General features: G+C 27.5%; 19 protein-coding genes and 2 pseudogenes. 5 read left to right on the top strand and 16 right to left on the bottom strand.

Annotated elements, in window-relative coordinates:
- Nucleotides 1-684: pseudogene (locus HCG70_RS17725) on the top strand (collagen-like protein); the annotation flags it as partial.
- 219 nt (nucleotides 685-903) lie between these two features.
- Here the strand turns inward: HCG70_RS17725 and HCG70_RS15905 are convergent.
- The 14 genes from HCG70_RS15905 to HCG70_RS15845 all read right to left on the bottom strand — a co-directional run bounded on the left by HCG70_RS15905 (nucleotide 904) and on the right by HCG70_RS15845 (nucleotide 11,296).
- Complete coding sequence (locus tag HCG70_RS15905) at nucleotides 904-1,740, bottom strand: MurR/RpiR family transcriptional regulator (RefSeq protein WP_055276653.1); 837 nt, start codon at nucleotides 1,738-1,740, stop codon at nucleotides 904-906.
- 66 nt (nucleotides 1,741-1,806) lie between these two features.
- Nucleotides 1,807-2,685 carry an ROK family protein gene (locus HCG70_RS15900; protein WP_055292065.1) on the bottom strand — a complete coding sequence of 293 codons (879 nt, stop codon included), beginning with the start codon at nucleotides 2,683-2,685 and terminating at the stop codon, nucleotides 1,807-1,809.
- A gap of 122 nt (nucleotides 2,686-2,807) precedes the next feature.
- Nucleotides 2,808-3,260: a YhcH/YjgK/YiaL family protein gene (locus tag HCG70_RS15895; protein ID WP_154820947.1), complete on the bottom strand. Its 453-nt coding sequence runs from the start codon at nucleotides 3,258-3,260 to the stop codon at nucleotides 2,808-2,810.
- A 2-nt stretch (nucleotides 3,261-3,262) separates the two neighbouring features.
- Nucleotides 3,263-4,804 carry a sodium:solute symporter gene (locus HCG70_RS15890; protein ID WP_042395588.1) on the bottom strand — a complete coding sequence of 514 codons (1,542 nt, stop codon included), beginning with the start codon at nucleotides 4,802-4,804 and terminating at the stop codon, nucleotides 3,263-3,265.
- Between the two features lie 28 nt (nucleotides 4,805-4,832).
- Nucleotides 4,833-5,699, bottom strand: coding sequence for an N-acetylneuraminate lyase (locus HCG70_RS15885; protein WP_042395585.1), 867 nt, complete (start codon nucleotides 5,697-5,699; stop codon nucleotides 4,833-4,835).
- A 134-nt stretch (nucleotides 5,700-5,833) separates the two neighbouring features.
- Nucleotides 5,834-6,499: an N-acetylmannosamine-6-phosphate 2-epimerase gene (locus HCG70_RS15880; RefSeq protein ID WP_154820948.1), complete on the bottom strand. Its 666-nt coding sequence runs from the start codon at nucleotides 6,497-6,499 to the stop codon at nucleotides 5,834-5,836.
- Nucleotides 6,500-6,927: 428 nt separating this feature from the next.
- On the bottom strand, nucleotides 6,928-7,227 hold the full coding sequence (locus HCG70_RS15875; protein WP_042395579.1) for a hypothetical protein: 300 nt from the start codon (nucleotides 7,225-7,227) through the stop codon (nucleotides 6,928-6,930).
- A gap of 450 nt (nucleotides 7,228-7,677) precedes the next feature.
- On the bottom strand, nucleotides 7,678-7,869 hold the full coding sequence (locus HCG70_RS15870) for a DUF6019 family protein (protein ID WP_042395576.1): 192 nt from the start codon (nucleotides 7,867-7,869) through the stop codon (nucleotides 7,678-7,680).
- 35 nt (nucleotides 7,870-7,904) lie between these two features.
- Nucleotides 7,905-8,858, bottom strand: a complete 954-nt coding sequence (locus HCG70_RS15865; protein WP_042395573.1) for a M28 family metallopeptidase — start codon at nucleotides 8,856-8,858, stop codon at nucleotides 7,905-7,907.
- A gap of 189 nt (nucleotides 8,859-9,047) precedes the next feature.
- Entirely contained in the window at nucleotides 9,048-9,320 is a 273-nt protein-coding gene (locus HCG70_RS17850; protein ID WP_302538228.1) for a TIGR04104 family putative zinc finger protein, read from the bottom strand.
- Between the two features lie 207 nt (nucleotides 9,321-9,527).
- Nucleotides 9,528-9,869: a hypothetical protein gene (locus HCG70_RS15855; RefSeq protein WP_055292071.1), complete on the bottom strand. Its 342-nt coding sequence runs from the start codon at nucleotides 9,867-9,869 to the stop codon at nucleotides 9,528-9,530.
- Nucleotides 9,870-9,964: 95 nt separating this feature from the next.
- Nucleotides 9,965-10,093 carry a hypothetical protein gene (locus HCG70_RS17575; protein ID WP_260457847.1) on the bottom strand — a complete coding sequence of 43 codons (129 nt, stop codon included), beginning with the start codon at nucleotides 10,091-10,093 and terminating at the stop codon, nucleotides 9,965-9,967.
- 100 nt (nucleotides 10,094-10,193) lie between these two features.
- Nucleotides 10,194-10,796: a hypothetical protein gene (locus HCG70_RS15850; protein ID WP_042395568.1), complete on the bottom strand. Its 603-nt coding sequence runs from the start codon at nucleotides 10,794-10,796 to the stop codon at nucleotides 10,194-10,196.
- A complete protein-coding gene (locus HCG70_RS15845; protein ID WP_042395564.1) occupies nucleotides 10,784-11,296 on the bottom strand; it encodes a flavodoxin family protein in 513 nt (170 codons plus the stop codon). Before HCG70_RS15845 ends, HCG70_RS15850 begins: the two co-directional genes overlap by 13 nt.
- A gap of 547 nt (nucleotides 11,297-11,843) precedes the next feature.
- Between HCG70_RS15845 and licT the strand changes: the two genes are divergently transcribed.
- From licT to HCG70_RS15825, 4 genes are all read left to right on the top strand, one after another.
- Complete coding sequence (gene licT, locus HCG70_RS15840) at nucleotides 11,844-12,686, top strand: BglG family transcription antiterminator LicT (RefSeq protein ID WP_055292078.1); 843 nt, start codon at nucleotides 11,844-11,846, stop codon at nucleotides 12,684-12,686.
- 107 nt (nucleotides 12,687-12,793) lie between these two features.
- The gene (locus HCG70_RS15835) at nucleotides 12,794-14,170 is read left to right on the top strand and encodes a PTS transporter subunit EIIC (protein WP_195952460.1); all 1,377 of its coding nucleotides are present in this window, start codon (nucleotides 12,794-12,796) and stop codon (nucleotides 14,168-14,170) included.
- A 2-nt stretch (nucleotides 14,171-14,172) separates the two neighbouring features.
- Nucleotides 14,173-14,667: a PTS glucose transporter subunit IIA gene (locus tag HCG70_RS15830; RefSeq protein WP_195951837.1), complete on the top strand. Its 495-nt coding sequence runs from the start codon at nucleotides 14,173-14,175 to the stop codon at nucleotides 14,665-14,667.
- Between the two features lie 24 nt (nucleotides 14,668-14,691).
- Nucleotides 14,692-16,113 (top strand): glycoside hydrolase family 1 protein, encoded by a 1,422-nt coding sequence (locus HCG70_RS15825; protein WP_042395551.1) that lies wholly within the window; start codon nucleotides 14,692-14,694, stop codon nucleotides 16,111-16,113.
- A 57-nt stretch (nucleotides 16,114-16,170) separates the two neighbouring features.
- Here HCG70_RS15825 and HCG70_RS15820 read toward each other — a convergent pair whose 3' ends face one another.
- Nucleotides 16,171-16,707, bottom strand: a complete 537-nt coding sequence (locus tag HCG70_RS15820) for a hypothetical protein (RefSeq protein WP_042395549.1) — start codon at nucleotides 16,705-16,707, stop codon at nucleotides 16,171-16,173.
- Between the two features lie 238 nt (nucleotides 16,708-16,945).
- Nucleotides 16,946-17,137, bottom strand: a pseudogene (locus HCG70_RS17570) (ABC transporter permease); the annotation flags it as partial.
- Between the last annotated feature and the right edge of the window lie 132 nt (nucleotides 17,138-17,269).

Genomic DNA, 17,269 nt, shown 5'->3' with positions numbered 1-17,269 from the left:
ACTGGTTTTACTGGTACTCCCGGTAATACTGGACCTACTGGACCTACTGGTCTCCCAGGCTGCTTTGGTTGTACCGGTCCAACTGGATGTACTGGTTTTACTGGTACTCCCGGTAATACTGGACCTACTGGACCTACTGGTCTCCCAGGCTGCTTTGGTTGTACCGGTCCTACTGGATGTACTGGTACTCCCGGAATTCCCGGTTCTATAGGCCCAACTGGTCCTACTGGTCCTGCAGGCGCAGATGGTTGTTGTAGAATATGCTATATTCCACAATGTGAAAAAAGTTATTTATATATTAATACAGCCAATATAGAAATTAAACAAAAAAATCAACTAATTTCTTTATCAAAAAACATCCAAAAAAGAGGCTATAATATTAGGCACATGAATAACTCTCCAATTATCAACTTATCTGCAAAGAAATCATTTATGTTCAACTGTACTTTAAATGCTACTAATTTTGATATTTCTAATGAAAGTAAAGTTGATGTAGAGCTATTAGTAGATGGATACCCTTATCCAGGAATGGACTCTGCCACAATATTTTCAAATAATGAAGTAATAAAAATAATTGGTTTAGCGATAATAAGAACTTCAACATGTACTACTATAAGTTTAATAAACAAATCAAATTGTCCTGTTAAATTTTCTAATATTAATGTAACAATTATTGAAATTTAGCTATTATATTAGTATCTTACTAAAAATTAATCTCATTTAACCTTCTACTTTTAATTTTAATGTTTGAATCCCTCAATAAAAAATACCGTATATTACAAATGCAATATACGGTATTTTTTATTATCCTCTTATTAAATTTTCTATCTTAAACAAACTATTATTCTTATTAAATTAATTAACTTTATCAATATACCTTACCATTTCTTGTTTAACTTATAATTACTTATAAATTGCTTCAGTAGTTTTAATTTTTCTACTTACAGCATCAATTTGCATTTCTTTTACAACTTGTGTATATATTAAATCCACAATAAATATTTGTGCTATTTTTGATGATACTGCTCCACTTTCAAGCAAAGTTTCAGAAGAAACATAATTTAAATTTATATCAGAAACTATTGCAAGTGTTGAATTTTCATTTTCAGTTATTGCAATTATTTTCGCACCATTTTCCTTTGCAATTTTTACAGACTTAATAATTTCTTCAGTTTCTCCAGAATGAGAAATTGCTAATACAACTTCCCCTTCATTTGCAAGTGCAGACATCATTATCATAGTATGTGTATCTTGATAATACATGCTATTTATGCCTATTCTCATAAATTTATAATTAGAGTCTTGTGCAACTATTCCTGAATATCCAACTCCCATAAAATATGCCTTCTTGCAATTTTTTATTAAATCAGCACACTCATATATATCATTAGTATTTAATTTATTAACAGTTCTTTCTAATACATTAATATTGTTCCTTAAAAGCTTATTAGCTGTTTCTAATACATCTTCATTATTACTTATTTCATTATTAATAATACTATTGCTATTTTTTAATGATATTTCTTGAGCTAAGGTTACCTTAAAATCCTGAAACCCTGAAAACCCCATTTTTTTAGCAAATCTAGTTACTGTTGCTTCACCTGTATTAGTTTCTTTTGCAGCTTCTGATATACTCATGTAAATAACTTTTTCTGCATTATTTCTTATATATTCAATTATCTGCTTATCCGACTTACTTGTCTTAAAATTTGGAGTATCCAACTGATTTAATATGCCCATTTCTTCTCTCCTGCCACTACTACTTTTACTTAATATTTTATACTATATTATCTTACAATTATATAATTATCTGCTTTTAAAATTATATAAAGCTCCTAACATTCCTGCATTATTTTGATTTTCTGCAAATTCAATTTTAACATTTTTATATACTCTTTCAATAAGTTTTTCTTTTAAAGCCTTATTAATTCTTTCTTTTAAATAATCTTTTTGTGCCATTATTCCTCCGCCAAGCACAACTACTTCTGGATTAATAACATACACAATATATGAAATACCTAATGCTAAATTATCAACTAAATTATCTATTTCTTCAATACAATCAACATCACCTTTTTTAGCTAAATCAAAAATTATCTTTCCGTTGATGCTATCTTTACTAAGATTCTTTCTTATTGCAACTTTCTCAACTAATTTGCTAGTTGCAGCTATGTCTTGAAATGCACATCCATTAATTAGCATATATCCCACTTCTCCGGCACTATTGCTAAATCCATGGATTACTTTGCCATTAATTATAACACATCCACCTATTCCTGTACCAATAGTTAAGCATACACATGAATGTGAATCTTTAGCTGCTCCAAGCCAGTATTCTCCAAGCCCTGCACAATTCACATCATTTTCTACTTCACATGGTATATCAAATTCCTTTTCTAACTCTTTTTTAATTTCAACTCCTGTATAATTTGGTATTAAACTAGAAGCATATACTATTTTCCCTTCTTTAGGATCAACCATTCCAGCTGTTGATACACATATTCCCTCAACTTTATGTTCAGTTATATAATTTCTTATTATGTTTTTTGCTTTTTCTAAAATTGACAATCCACCTTTACTAGCTTCTGTATCAATTTGAGACATTGTAATAATTTCTCCATTTTCTTTTATAACAGAATGTTTTATTGCTGTTCCACCAATATCTATACAAATATATTTTTTCATAATATCACCTTTGCCACTTTTTAAATTAAAACCTACCAATATTTTATAAAAGCCATTATCAATTTATCTTATATCTATAAAATTACTTAAAAGGGAGTACAAAAATACTCCCTTAACAGTTTTTAAATTATCTTTACTTTAAATATTGCTTTTTTAATATCTTTACTTTCATCAACCTTTATAGCTGTCATATGAGCATCTTCTGGGTAACATATTAAAAAATCACCTTTTTCTAATGTTACTACAGCAGATTCCTCTCCATTTAGAGGTAAGAAATCTCCTTCTTCTTCATATTCCTTTTGCTCTAAATTATCAATATGATTAAGAGCAATTTTTTCTGTTCCATCTAACATTAAATGAACATCAATGTATTTTCTATGAGCTTCCCAAAATCTATCTGCTTTATTTGTAGTTTTATAAGATACTACGTTAACGAATACATCATCACCATTAATTTCATGAGTTCCTGTACTAAATTTATTCAAGTTATTTTCAATAGCATATTTAAAGCATTCTAAAATTCTTTCATCTATAAAATTATATCTTTCTTTATCTTTTATATTTCCAAAAATCATACTTATACTCCTTCTAGTTCTCCTCTTAAAGATTCATCAGTTTCTCTATCACAGAAAACTGTTGCAGCATCTAAAGTATTTACCTTTTTGCCAGTTACAGCAAGTTCTATGGAACTTGTTATATATCCAACAACTACTGATGTTGATATAGAAATAATTGCATATGCCCATGAAGTTACACTTGGAACATTGTACTTTAAGAATACAACAAGTGCTGCTGATACTGCAAAAGCTACATAAGCACCTAAGCTTGTTGCCTTCTTTGTGAAAGCTCCTAAAACGAAGATTCCTGCTAATACTCCAAGAACTAATCCCATAAAGCTATTAAACCATTCATAAGCTGATTTAATTTCACCATTTGCAAGTACCATTGATACTGCAATTGATACAATACCAACACCTAATGATATATATTGAGCTATTTTTGTTTGCTTTTCAAAACTTAATTCTTTAGAAGATATTTTAGATTGAATATCTAATGTCCAGCTTGTTGCAACTGAATTTAATCCAGTTGATAATGTTGATTGTGATGCTGCATATATAGCTGCTAATAATATTCCTGTTATACCAACTGGTAATTGGTATGCTATATATGATGCAAAAATTTGGTCTTGTTGAGCTGTTTGTGCTAATGCTGGATTTTGATTATAGAAAACAAATAATGCTGTTCCTATTAAATAAAATACTGTTGCTAAGAATATTGATAATACTCCATTTCCATAAGTCATCTTCTTTAATTGTTTAATATCTGTTGTAGTTGTAAATCTTTGTACTATGTCTTGGCTTGAAATATATGATGAGAATGTATTGAACCCTGCACCTACTAAAATTATAAATGCACTGTTCTTTAATATGTTTATATCAAAAACTACATCTGTTGGTGCTAAGAACTTTCCTCCAGCTAATTCGCTAAATACAGATCCTATTCCACCATCGATACTAAATAATAAGAATCCTAATGCAAATGTAACTCCAACTATTAATACCATACCTTGAATAAAGTCAGTCCATAATACTGATTTTAATCCACCTGTATATGAGTAAATTATAGCAATAACACCCATAACTATTATTAATATGTTTACATTAATTCCTGTAAGTTGAGCTAATACCATAGATGGTAAATACATAATGATAGACATACGTCCAATTTGATATATTATAAACATTAAAGCACCTAAAATTCTAAGGCCTTTATTTTTATATCTTATTTCTAAGTATTCATATGCTGTATCTATTTTTAATCTGCTATATAAAGGTAAGAAGAATCTTATAGTTAATGGAATTGCAATAATCATACCTAATTGTGCAAACCATAATATCCAACTTCCTCCATAAGAGTTACCTGCTAATGATAAGAACGATATTGGACTTAATAATGTAGCAAATATAGAAACAGATGTAACCCACCAAGGTATAGTTCCATCCCCCTTAAAGAATTCCTTACCCTTCATTTCTTTCTTTGAGAATGCTAACCCTGCTAATAAAACTGCTCCTAGATATACTACGAGCACAACCATATCAATCCATGTAAAACCCTTCACTTTAATCTCTCCTTTATACCTTTAAATTTTAGAAGTATTTATTGTAGATAACTTTAGCTTGCTTAACCATTTCTGGTGTAGCTTCCTTCATTGGCTTTCTGCAATATCCAGCTTCCACACCTTCTTCTTCTAGTAATAATTTTAAAGTTCCATATAAACCGTTTGCTAATATATCAGTAATTAAGTCATTAGTAACATGTTGAACTTCTAATGCTTCAGCAATTCTACCTTCTTTAGCTAATTCAAATATTTCTCTAGCTCTCTTACCATTTACATTAAATGTTGAACCAATAGCTCCATCTACTCCTAGAACTGTTGCTGGTAACATCATTTCATCAAATCCTGCATAAATTAATTTGTCTGGGAATCTTTTTCTCATTCTTTCTAATAAATAGAAGTCTGCTGCTGTGAATTTAACACCAATTATTTTTTCATTTTCAAATAACTCTGCAAATTGATCTAAACTCATATTTACTCCTGTTAAGAATGGAATTGAGTAAATTATCATAGTGTTGTCAACTGAATTTATTATTGTATTGTAATAATCCTTAATTTCTTCAAAATCAAATTTATAATAAAAAGGTGTTACTGCTGATAATGAATCATATCCAAGTTCTGTTGCATATTTTGCAAGTTCTACTGATTCCTTAACATTAATTGATCCTACTTGCGCAATTAACTTTACTGCATCCTTTGCTTCATCTTTAGCAATTCTAAATATTTCTTTCTTTTCTTCTGTTGAAAGCATAAAGTTTTCTCCTGTGCTTCCACCAACATATAAACCATCAACTTTATTTTTGTCGATGTTATGTCTTATAATTTGTCTAAGACCCTTTTCGTTAATGTTTCCTTCCTTATCAAAAGATACTAATAATGCTGAATAAATTCCCTTCATTTTTTAACCCTCCATTTTGTAAATGTTTACTTAAAATTTAAAAAAATTATTTATTTCTAATTTACTAAACATCTGGTATTTAGCTTAATAGCTTGTCTACCAGTATGATTTTTTATTAAAGTTTAGTAAATGATTTAACTTATTGATTTAACAAATTTCTTTGTTATTAATTGTGGTCTTGTAATTGCTCCTCCAACTACACATGAATATGCTCCACATTCAAATGCTTGTCTTAATTCTTCCGGAGTATTTATTTTTCCTTCTCCAATTACAGGTATTTTTAAATCTTTAGATAATCTTTTAATAAGCTCTAAATCTGGTCCATCTCCCTGTGTTGAATACTTTGTATATCCAGATAATGTTGTAGATACACAATCAACACCTAATTCTTCTGCTTTAACTGCTTCTTCATAAGTAGATATATCTGCCATAACTAATACTCCATTACTTTTTATATAATCTACTAAGTCTTTTAACGATTCTCCATTTGGTCTTATTCTTTCTGTAGCATCTAAAGCTATCATTTCACATTTAGTATTTAAAAGCTTGTCCACCTCTTCTTTTGTAGGTGTTATATATATTGGTGAATCTTCATAACACTTCTTAATTATTCCTATGATAGGTAATCCCGTTACTTTTTTTATTTCTATAATATCTTCTACCCCTTGTGCTCTTATAGCAACTGCTCCACCTTCTTTTGCTGCCTTTGCCATTCTTCCCATTATGAATGAACTATGTAACGGCTCGTCATCTAAGGCTTGACATGAAACTATAAGTTTACCTTTTACCTTATTTAGCATATAAACTCCTCCCATCAAGATTTAAAGAAAATAATTTTCACTTGTTGATATTATAATATCATGTAATCATTTACTTTGCAAGTAATTTTCATAAATTATTTTCTTTTTTCTTAATTTTATTATTTTAATAAGGTTTTATATTGATTTTTAGTAAAAAAAGAAAATAAATTTCATTTTTATTTTGAAATTTATTTTCAGAAATTCATTTTTATTAAATGTTTTTTGTTTTATTTTTAAAACAATATGGAAATTAATACAAAATAAAGGATGCCCTAATGAGCTACCCCTGTCTACATCACAATAGGTCAGTTCATTAGGACATCCTTTTAAGACTCAATATTTTATATTTTTAATCACTTCATAGTAAACTATTCTTTGCTTTCTTAATGTACATATCTTATATAGAACTTTTACTCAATCTGTAACTATTATCTTCTTTCATATTCCTTAATTAAAATACTTGCCACAATAACTGATAAAAGATATGTTATAGATTTATCTTGAGTGTATAAAAAATTACTTATAATAATAAATATTATTATTGATACTATTAAAATCTTTATTAAGTAAATATTTTTTTTCTGTTTTAGGATATTAATTAAATCCTCACTTATACCATATATATTTTTTTCATCTGAAATTTTTTCTATTTCTCCACTAGGCGAGGTAGACATGCCAAATACATATACCCCTCCAATTAATGCTATAATCCAAACTATACCCTCCATTAATATTCCCCCCTTATTATTAATTAAAAAATATTGCAATAAGAAATCCAAAAACTATAATATTTTCTCATAAAGTCATACTCCTATACCTTTACTAAACAACAGAACATACGAAAAATGTAATATACCTGCTTTTATCCAATTTTTTTTATTGCTCATAATTTTTCTCCTCACATATATTTAGCATCTAATAAAACAATTACACACTAAATAAAGTATAATTTACATATTAATTACAAATACCATGTATTCACTTTTATGATTGTAATTTACCATTCACAATATTTAAAAATAGTGTACTTTATTTTTGAATTATGAATAAAAAATACCGGATATTCACTTTTTAATAATACGGTATTTTCATTAATTTAATATTTAATTTCATCTTCTTAATATTTTAATATTATTCACAGTATATTTAATTTATTTTATATACCTTTGTAGTTATTTTTAAATATTTGAATCTTTGTGTTTATGATTTCTCAAAGAAAATACCCATGCTTCATCTTCTGGTAATTTCTTTCCTGTAATATCTTTATACGCTTCCTTAATTCCATTTTTAACTGACCATTTAATAACAAAGTATATTACAATTAAAGTGATAATAGCAGTTCCACCGCTAATCCCTAATTCTTCCCACATAACTATCCCCCCCAAAAATATCTTCAATTAATACCTTACAATATTATACCTTTAATATAGATAGATAATACATAAGCGAGCTTCTCTATCTTTTTATAATCTAGCAATTCTGGAGTATCTTTTTCATTTAAAATAAATTCCGAAATACCCTGTTGACATATATGAATATTCGGATAATCATTTTCCTCAAATGCAAAATAATCGCTTACTCCCATATTTTGCTCAAAAGCAATTTTAGCCTTTTCTGTAGGATAATCATCAACAAAATCTATATTATTATTATTAAAAATCTCCTTAATACCTGAATATAATATTTGCGACTCACTAATTCTACTTAAAGTTTTTAAACCTAAAGGATTAGAATTATATGAATCTTTCATTCCAACACAGTCAATATTTATGTTAAAAATATTTTGATATTGTAATTGTTCAAGCTTTGTTACAAAATCTCTACTGCCTGCAAAAAGAGCCATTTCTCCATTAGTCATTAGAAAAATAACATCATAATTAAGAGACTCTTTTTTTGATGTATCCTCTAATAATTTAGCTATTTCAAGAACTGTAGCAACACCTGATGCATTATCAACAGCTCCATTAAACCAAGCATCAAAGTGAGCTGTCAAAATAATAGCAGTGCTGCTATCGTTTCCACTAATTTTGCCAATAACATTGCTAATATTTCTACCATCATAGGAAAAATTGTCTAAATATGATTTACCAAAAACAAATTCTAAATTTAATTGTTTATACAATTCATCAATATATTCAGTTGCTTTTTGATTCCCTTCTTTATTATATTCCCTATCTTTAACTTTTTCTGAACATAAGTATTCAACTACTTCGCTAACTGTAAATTTTCCGTCGAGATTTTCTTCTTGAACAATAATATTACTTCCAACCTCACTTTCATCTTGTTCTACATTATTATCATTACAACCATATAATAAAAATACACTTAACACTATTAGCAGAAATCTTATTTTATTCATATTAGCCCCCTATTCATTTAATATTACAGATAAATATATATGTTCTATAGCTATTCTGATGATATAATATAAAATTATACATAAAATAATAAATCATATAATAGCAAAACTAACCCACATTTTATTCTCCCTTTACATCGTATTAAGATTATTGATTTAATCTACTGAATAACTAATTAAGATTATCCATTATTCTATTAATTTATATCTTACTATTAATGGACTTAATACAATAATGAATGATAAATATAGTAAATAAAATACTAGAATATTAATTCCTAATTTGAATAAATATGTTTGAACTAATAGAGGTAACGGTATTAATACTGCTATTATTAATCTAGATACATTGTTAATTTTCAATGCAACATTACAATTTTTACATTCTATTTTTTTATAACCAGAAAATGGCCATATAGAAAATAGTAATTCCACATATGAAAAGTTTCTTTTGCATTTAATACATTTTTGAATAATTTCCCTCTCCTATCCTTTTTAAATTTGTCATATAATACAATTATACACTAGAAAAATCATACTTTACATATTAATTCCAAATACCCATTAATTCTCACCATATTAAAACTACTTACAATATTTTTGAATTGCGCACTAAAAAATACCGCACATTCATTTTGAATAGTACGGTATTTTTTTACTATTTACTCTCTAATTTATTTTAGTAAAATCTAACTCTACTTCTCCATCGGTTATTAATATAATAGTATTCTTGTTTGTTATTGTACCAGCGTTACATTTTCTATTACAGTTTATATTTTTATAAACTATATCAGCATTTTGATCCAATACAATAATTGCAGAATCACTATCTTTATTAAGAAATTGGTATTGCAAATTATATTCTCCTTTATCATTTTTATCTAATTTATAAATTCCTTCCTTGTAAGCATTATTAATAGGCGTAATAGGAGTATTTGCATATACATTGTTTGTAGCAAAAATTAGAACTGTTATTATTAATGTTGCTATATAGATTACTTTCTTTCTCATAATATTCACCTCATAAATATTATTTACTACATTTAATATTTAAATACCGTATTATTCAATTTTCAAAGATCATTTAGTTCGCAATAATTTCCAATCTACTTTAAGCGTTTTTCTATATTTTTTAACGCTTTCAGCACATCATTTAGCACTATAGTATCTCCAGAAACCTCTCTATTGTTTTCTATATGCCAAATTATATTTTCTATTTGATTTTTTAAATCCATATTCTCCTCCTATTTTTGAATTGAACACTAAAAAATACCGTATATTCTTTTTGAATAATACGGTATTTTAATACAAAATTAATAATATTTTCTATATAATTTATTCAATTTTCATAGTTTCCATTTCTTCTCTAGTTATTCCGTTTCTTTCACCGTATTTAATCCAATAATTTGTAGAAGCTTTTATAAAAAGTTTCTTAGTTAATGGCATAGTTACAGTATAAAAACTTTTTTTACCATTATTAATAGAGTTAGCAAACTTTTTAATTTTTCTTTTTGCTAAAAAAGCAAATGGTGTTCCCATTATAGCTTCTCCTCCACCAATACATAAAGTAGATCCAAAAGGATAGCCATTTTGTCTTGCAAAAAATTTTATTATTTCCACCGCTATAAAATTTTGTTCTGATTCAATAAATCCACAATTAATTAATACATGTATTGTAGGCTTAATATCAATCTTATATTCTTCCAAGCTTTTTAAAAAAGCTGTAAACACTGCAGGAATACTATCAACATATAATGGAAATATAAAAAGAATATCAGAATACTCATTTATTTTTTCAAATAAGTCTTCGTGTTTTTTTGATACAATATTATATTCTAAAATTTCCCCTTTATAATGCTCTTTAAATACTTCTGCATACTTTTTAGAGTTAGATTTGCTAGCTCTAGGACTTCCATTTATAATAATTAATTTCCCCATAATAAAACCTCTTTTCTAACAATATTATTTAAATCCTCTTCTTGAACAAATAATATTTTATAATTTTCAAATAGCATATTATGCGAATTTCTATCAACAAGTTTTTTGAATAAATTTTTTTCTTCTTCTGAAATATTTCCATATACAATAATTGTTGCATTTTTTAATTCTACATCACGTTGAACATGATGAGCTTCTCCATGATAAAGCCTTATAAATGCTTGTTGAATTGGTAAAGAACGTTCAAGTAAAGTTTTTAGAGGTGTATCATAGGTCCCAAATTTAATTTTTGTTACATAAATTAAATTTTTACTTTTCGCAATTAATGGATAAACCCTAACTGCATCATCTCGTATGATACATTTACCTGGAGTTCTTGTCCAACAATTGAAGCAACCTAGACAATTAGCTATCTTTAGTTTTGATATATCAATATATCTAGAGTTTTCAGATTCAATGAAATTAATATCTAAATCGACATCAGTAATTAGCAAATTCATAATATCATCTCCTAACTCAATAAAATTCAAAAGTTTCATTTTCTAGGGTATATACTATCATATTTTTTATAATTACACCATATTTTCTATACTATATTATTTAATTTTTAAAGATCAAATTTTATTACTTCGTAATAATTTCAAAGTATTGGTGATTTTAATGAATTGCGCACTAAAAAATACCGTATATTCTCTTTTGAATAGTACGGTATTTTCATAATTTAATATTTAATTTCATCTTCGTTATATTTTTTATACTAAGTTACTCCACAATTTTGATTTTACTAAAATATATCTTAGCTTCCTAAATCAGCTCCACTACACATACAAAGCCATTAAACGTATTCATTTTTTGATGAATTTTACAAAAATGAGTAGACAAGTTGTAAAATATATGTTAATATTCAATTATGTCAAGCGTAAGTCATATTAGATATGATTAAATTGGTTTGTTACTGAAATATTATATATCGTCAGGCAAGACCAATAGTTAGCAGTTTTTTTGCTATACTATTGGTCTTTTTTTATATCGATGGGGGATGTTTTTATGAAAATAAGAAAAATATTAAATAATAATTTAGTCCTTGCTAGCGACGTGCAAGGAAATGAAATAATAGTAAAAGGCCGTGGAATTGGCTTTAACAAAAAAAGATGGGATCTTTTAGACGAATCTGTTATTGAAAAAATATTTACACCTGAAAACTCTAAAAACAGTAAAGAATTACAATCTTATTTAACATCAATTCCTGAAGATTACTTGGATTTTGTTCAAGAATATGTTGATGATATTAAAAATTCCTATGATATTAAATTAAATAATAGCATTTACATATCATTAAGCGACCATTTAACCGGAACAATTAAACGATTTAACGAAGGAATATCTATAAACAATTTATTACTTTTAGATATTAAGCAATTATATAAACTAGAATATAAAATCGGCTTAGATATGCTTGAAAAGCTAAATGCAAAATTCAACGTAAATTTACCTTTAGATGAAGCTGGATTTATTGCACTACATTTTGTTAATGCACAAGATTCTGAAGGTAAAAATGATGGGTTTAAAATATCTCATATTGTAAACGAAATAATGGAGATAGTTAAAAGATATTATGATTCAATTGTTTTTGATGAAGAAAGCTTATATTATCAAAGGTTTATTACACATTTAAAATATTTTGCACAAAGATTTCTTCATAAAGAACTTAATTATAAAGAAGATACTAATTTATTTGAAATCATTAGAAATCAATATAAAGAAGCTTATGGATGTGTTAAATTAATTTATTTAATGATGGATGATAAATATAATTATAAACTTACTGAAGAAGAAATGCTTTATCTTACAATGCATATTCAATCAATTACTGAGAAATCAACATTATAAAATTTATTACTGTTATCTTTGGCTTGTTACTGAAATACGAACTTAATATTCGTAGCGTTCAGGCAAAACCTTAAATATAAATTATATTTTTAAGGAGGATACTTAGAATGAAAAAAGATTATAAAAATGATTCTAAGAAATTAACAGAAGCACTAGGAGGAAAGGAAAACATCAAAAAAGTATTTCACTGTATGACAAGACTACGCTTTTACTTAAATGATAAAAGTAAAATTGATAAAGATTCAATAAATAGTCTTTCAGAAGTATCAGGAATTAACTGGCACAATGACCAACTTCAAATTATTGTTGGTAATGATGTTAATGAAATGTATAAAGAATTACTTGCTTTAGGTGCCCCATCTGATGATAATTCATCTGATATTGAAACTAATTCAAAAGGAATTGTTTCAAAGGTTGTAGATTCAATTACAGGATGTATGACTCCTATGATACCAGCATTAACTGCTGCAGGTATGATAAAAGTTGTATTAACTTTACTAACAACTTTTAATTTAGTTGAAACTACAAGTAGTAGTTATCAAGTAATTAACTTTATTGGAGATGTTGCCTTTTACTTTATGCCATTCCTAATTGCTGCTAATGCTGCAAAGGTATTTCATGTTAATCAAGCACTTGCATTAATTATTGCCGGAGTATTTTTACATCCAAATTTTACTGCAATGATAGCATCACAAGATCCAATATCACTATTTGGACTTCCAATTACTAAGTTTTCATATGCTTACTCAGTAATTCCTGTTATTTTAATGGTTTGGATTATGTCATATATTGAAAAATTAGTTGATAAAATTACACCACGTATATTTAAATTAATATTAAACCCTACACTTATAATGCTTATTAGTGCTCCAATTGCTTTAATAGTTGTTGGACCTTTAGGAGGATTAATTGGTGATTGGTTAGCTGTTGCAATTAACTTCTTATCTACAAAATTAGGTTTTGTTATTGTTGGTATTTTAGGTGCCACTTTCCCATTTATTGTTATGACTGGTATGCATCATGCTTTAACTCCAATTGGATTAAATGCAATAGCTACTGGTGGAGCTGATAAGTTAATATTTGTTTCTCAAGTTTGTTCAAACATTGCTCAATCTGGAGCATCTCTTGCTGTTGCTGTAAAATCTAAGGACAAAGATATGAAACAATTAGCTAGTGCATCAGGTATTTCTGCTTTAATGGGTATAACTGAACCAGCACTTTATGGTGTTACATTAAAATTAAAACGTCCTGTTATTGCTGCTTCTATTGCTGCTGGTATTGGAGGTATTGTTGGAGGAATATTACAAGTTTCTTTATATATTGCTCAAAACAGTATTATGGCTATCCCTGCATTTATAGGTGAAGCTGGAATGGGTAATTTACTTGCTGGTGTTATAATGATCATTGTTTCTTTTGTTGCTTCATTTATATTAACAATTTTATTTGGATTTAAGGATATTAATCTAGAAGAAAAAAAAAATTAAATATTGATGAAGATAAAATTGAAGAAAAACCACTTGTAGAAAGAATTGAGATATACTCTCCTATTGCAGGAACATTTGAGAAATTATCAAATGTTCCTGATAGAACTTTTTCTGACAAACTTGTTGGTGATGGTGTAGCAATAATCCCTACTGATGGAAAAGTATACGCACCAGCAGATGGTACAGTTATTTCTATAATGGAAAGCAAACATGGAATTTTATTTAAAACTAATACTGGAGTAGAGCTTTTAATACACATAGGTTTAGATACCATGAAATTAAACGGTAAGTATTTCAAATCTCATGTATCTAATGGGACAGAAGTTAATTTAGGAGATTTATTACTTGAATTTGATATAAATTCTTTAAATAAGGAAGGTTATAATTTAATAACGCCTATTGTAGTAACTAATATTGATAATTATATTAAAGCTGTTCCAATGTTATCTGAAAAAGAAGAAGTTAAAATACTAGATAACATCTTAACTATTGTTTAATTGCCAAGAAAGGATGAATTATATATGACTAAAAAGATGCCTAAAGATTTTTTATGGGGAGGTGCAACTGCAGCTAACCAATACGAAGGTGGATGGAATGAAGGTGGTAGAGGCCCTTCTATTGCAGATGTACTTACTGGTGGAAGTGTTAATAAAAAACGTAGACTAACTCCTCCCGTACCACTTGAAGATGAGTTTTATCCTAACCATGAAGCTACAGATTTTTATCATCATTGGAAAGAAGATATAAGATTATTTGCTGAAATGGGATTTAAAATTTATAGATTTTCAATTTCTTGGTCAAGAATCTTCCCTAATGGAGATGAAGAATTGCCAAACGAAGAAGGATTAAAATTCTATGATAATGTAATCAATGAGCTACTTAAATACAATATAGAACCTTTGGTTACAATATCTCACTATGAAAACCCATTACACCTTTCTTTAGAATATGGTGGATGGAAAAATAGAAAATTAATTGATTTCTATATTAATTTTGCTAAAGTTTTATTTACTCGTTATAAAGGGAAAGTTAAGTATTGGCTTACTTTTAATGAAATAAACATGCTAACAGTACCTTTTGGTGGTGTCTTCTGTGCTGGAATTTTAGATGAAAATGAAAATAATGAAGAAAATAGATATCAAGCTATGCATCATCAATTAGTTGCTAGTGCTTTAGCAGTTAAACTAGCACATGAAATAGATTCTAATAATCAAATTGGTTGTATGCTTGCATATCATAATGGATATCCTTATACTTGTCACCCCGAAGATATTTTATTTGCTCAACAATATGGCCAACTTCACAATAGTATTGCTGGTGATGTTCATGTTAGAGGTAAGTATCCTGGATTTGCTAAGAGATTCTTTGAAGAAAATAATATTAATCTTAAAGTAGATGATAATGATAATAAAATCCTACAAGAAGGTACAGTTGACTTTGTAAGTATAAGTTACTATTCAAGTATTTGTGTAAGTGCAACATCTGATGGTGAAAAGACTTCAAGTAATGGATCTGAGAATATTAAAAATCCATATTTAAAGGCATCTGACTGGGGCTGGCAAATTGATGCTACAGGTCTTAGATATGTATTAAATCAAATTTATGATAGATATCAACTTCCTATAATGATAGTTGAAAATGGTATTGGTGCAATTGATGAAGTAAGCCCTGATGGAAAAATTCATGATGATTATCGTATTGATTATATGAAAAAACATATAGAACAAATGAAAGAAGCTATCTATGATGGTGTTGAATTAATTGCTTATACTAGTTGGGGTTGTACAGATGTTGTTAGTGCATCAACTGGTGAAGTTAGAAAAAGATATGGTCTAATTTATGTAAACAAACATGATGATGGAAGTGGTGACTTATCAAGAATGCCAAAAGATTCTTTCTATTGGTATAAGAAAGTTATTGAATCTAACGGTGAAGATTTATAAAAAACAAGCTACTCTTTAGGAAAAAGGAACACTTTTCTCCCTCCTAAGAGTAGCTTATTATATGTATTTAAATACTATATTCATCTTACTTAACTTCTTATTAATATTTACTTTAATCTTAAAATTTTTACTTTCTATAAATATTAAACTCATTACTTCCCACAATAATACTGTTCCACCTGAATCTAATAATGATGTTAGTAAGGATTCTCCATAATATGTTTTTATATAAAACCAACAAGTTAAAAGAATTAATGCAGAAAATATATAATAACATATTCTTTTTATTCCCATAAGGCTGAACTTCTTTTGTAATATAAAAAATGAATTATAATAATTTATTATTCCTAATTTTGATTTTTCTTCTTTATCCTTATCCATAGCATCTTCTGGCATATTTATTAATAGTTCAACATTAATAGAACTTAATTTCTGTGGTACTCTTGAAATATATTCTTCAATCCATGAATGCACTTCCCCATTAATATCTCTCTCTGCAAGATTTCTATAATCTAAGGGATTGAATAACTCTTCATAGGAATTAACTTTAATTGGTATTGTACATTTAACCTTTTCTTTTGTCTTATCACTCATAAATTTTGCTCCTAAATCTTATATGTTCCCCCTTTTACATTTTTCTTATTAATATCATATTTTATACACTTTAGAAGAAATATTTTAACTAATAACAATTTGAAACTTTAAAAGTTGTAGTACCACTTATTAATACTACAACTTTTACTTTCCCTTCTGATTTCTCATTAAATTAAAATCTTCTTTTTTATTCAATTCAACATTCATTACTTAAAACAAATACATAACTCTTTCATATTTATCGTTCTTCTCTAAAATAAGATTTTCCAAGAGATGCAGGTGGCTGATTTTCTTTTTTATTCCTTGCACTAGTAATAATTAAAACAATTATTGTAACTAAATATGGAAGCATCTTAATTAGTTCTTGTCCACCTCTGCTAAGACCTGGAATATATGCATATACTACATATAATCCTCCAAATAAAATTGAACGATCTGTTAAGTTATATGAACATTGCTCTTCTCAGCCCAAGGAAATACAATAGGTTTGCGATACTAAATAATACCCCCTTCGAAAAGGAGAGAAGAACAATGAGCAAAACTAATATAAAATGCCCACGCT

Origin of the sequence: Clostridium sp. K04 (assembly GCF_019734375.1) — a bacterium.
Taxonomy (GTDB): Bacteria; Bacillota; Clostridia; order Clostridiales; family Clostridiaceae; genus Clostridium; species Clostridium saudiense.
The sequence above is the reverse complement of the archived record's forward strand: the minus strand, read 5'-3'. Positions and strand labels throughout refer to the sequence as shown.

What these genes read in the sequence shown, in the direction of transcription:
- HCG70_RS15825 (WP_042395551.1), top strand. Translation starts at nt 14,692, where the DNA reads ATGACTAAAAAGATGCCTAAAGATTTTTTATGGGGAGGTGCAACTGCA.
- HCG70_RS15870 (WP_042395576.1), bottom strand. Translation starts at nt 7,869, where the DNA reads ATGTGGGAAGAATTAGGGATTAGCGGTGGAACTGCTATTATCACTTTA.
- HCG70_RS15865 (WP_042395573.1), bottom strand. Translation starts at nt 8,858, where the DNA reads ATGAATAAAATAAGATTTCTGCTAATAGTGTTAAGTGTATTTTTATTA.
- HCG70_RS15905 (WP_055276653.1), bottom strand. Translation starts at nt 1,740, where the DNA reads ATGGGCATATTAAATCAGTTGGATACTCCAAATTTTAAGACAAGTAAG.
- HCG70_RS17575 (WP_260457847.1), bottom strand. Translation starts at nt 10,093, where the DNA reads ATGGATTTAAAAAATCAAATAGAAAATATAATTTGGCATATAGAAAAC.
- HCG70_RS15875 (WP_042395579.1), bottom strand. Translation starts at nt 7,227, where the DNA reads ATGGAGGGTATAGTTTGGATTATAGCATTAATTGGAGGGGTATATGTA.
- HCG70_RS15895 (WP_154820947.1), bottom strand. Translation starts at nt 3,260, where the DNA reads ATGATTTTTGGAAATATAAAAGATAAAGAAAGATATAATTTTATAGAT.
- HCG70_RS15855 (WP_055292071.1), bottom strand. Translation starts at nt 9,869, where the DNA reads ATGAGAAAGAAAGTAATCTATATAGCAACATTAATAATAACAGTTCTA.
- HCG70_RS15845 (WP_042395564.1), bottom strand. Translation starts at nt 11,296, where the DNA reads ATGAATTTGCTAATTACTGATGTCGATTTAGATATTAATTTCATTGAA.
- HCG70_RS15835 (WP_195952460.1), top strand. Translation starts at nt 12,794, where the DNA reads ATGAAAAAAGATTATAAAAATGATTCTAAGAAATTAACAGAAGCACTA.
- HCG70_RS15900 (WP_055292065.1), bottom strand. Translation starts at nt 2,685, where the DNA reads ATGAAAAAATATATTTGTATAGATATTGGTGGAACAGCAATAAAACAT.
- HCG70_RS15820 (WP_042395549.1), bottom strand. Translation starts at nt 16,707, where the DNA reads ATGAGTGATAAGACAAAAGAAAAGGTTAAATGTACAATACCAATTAAA.
- HCG70_RS15850 (WP_042395568.1), bottom strand. Translation starts at nt 10,796, where the DNA reads ATGGGGAAATTAATTATTATAAATGGAAGTCCTAGAGCTAGCAAATCT.
- licT (WP_055292078.1), top strand. Translation starts at nt 11,844, where the DNA reads ATGAAAATAAGAAAAATATTAAATAATAATTTAGTCCTTGCTAGCGAC.
- HCG70_RS15880 (WP_154820948.1), bottom strand. Translation starts at nt 6,499, where the DNA reads ATGCTAAATAAGGTAAAAGGTAAACTTATAGTTTCATGTCAAGCCTTA.
- HCG70_RS15885 (WP_042395585.1), bottom strand. Translation starts at nt 5,699, where the DNA reads ATGAAGGGAATTTATTCAGCATTATTAGTATCTTTTGATAAGGAAGGA.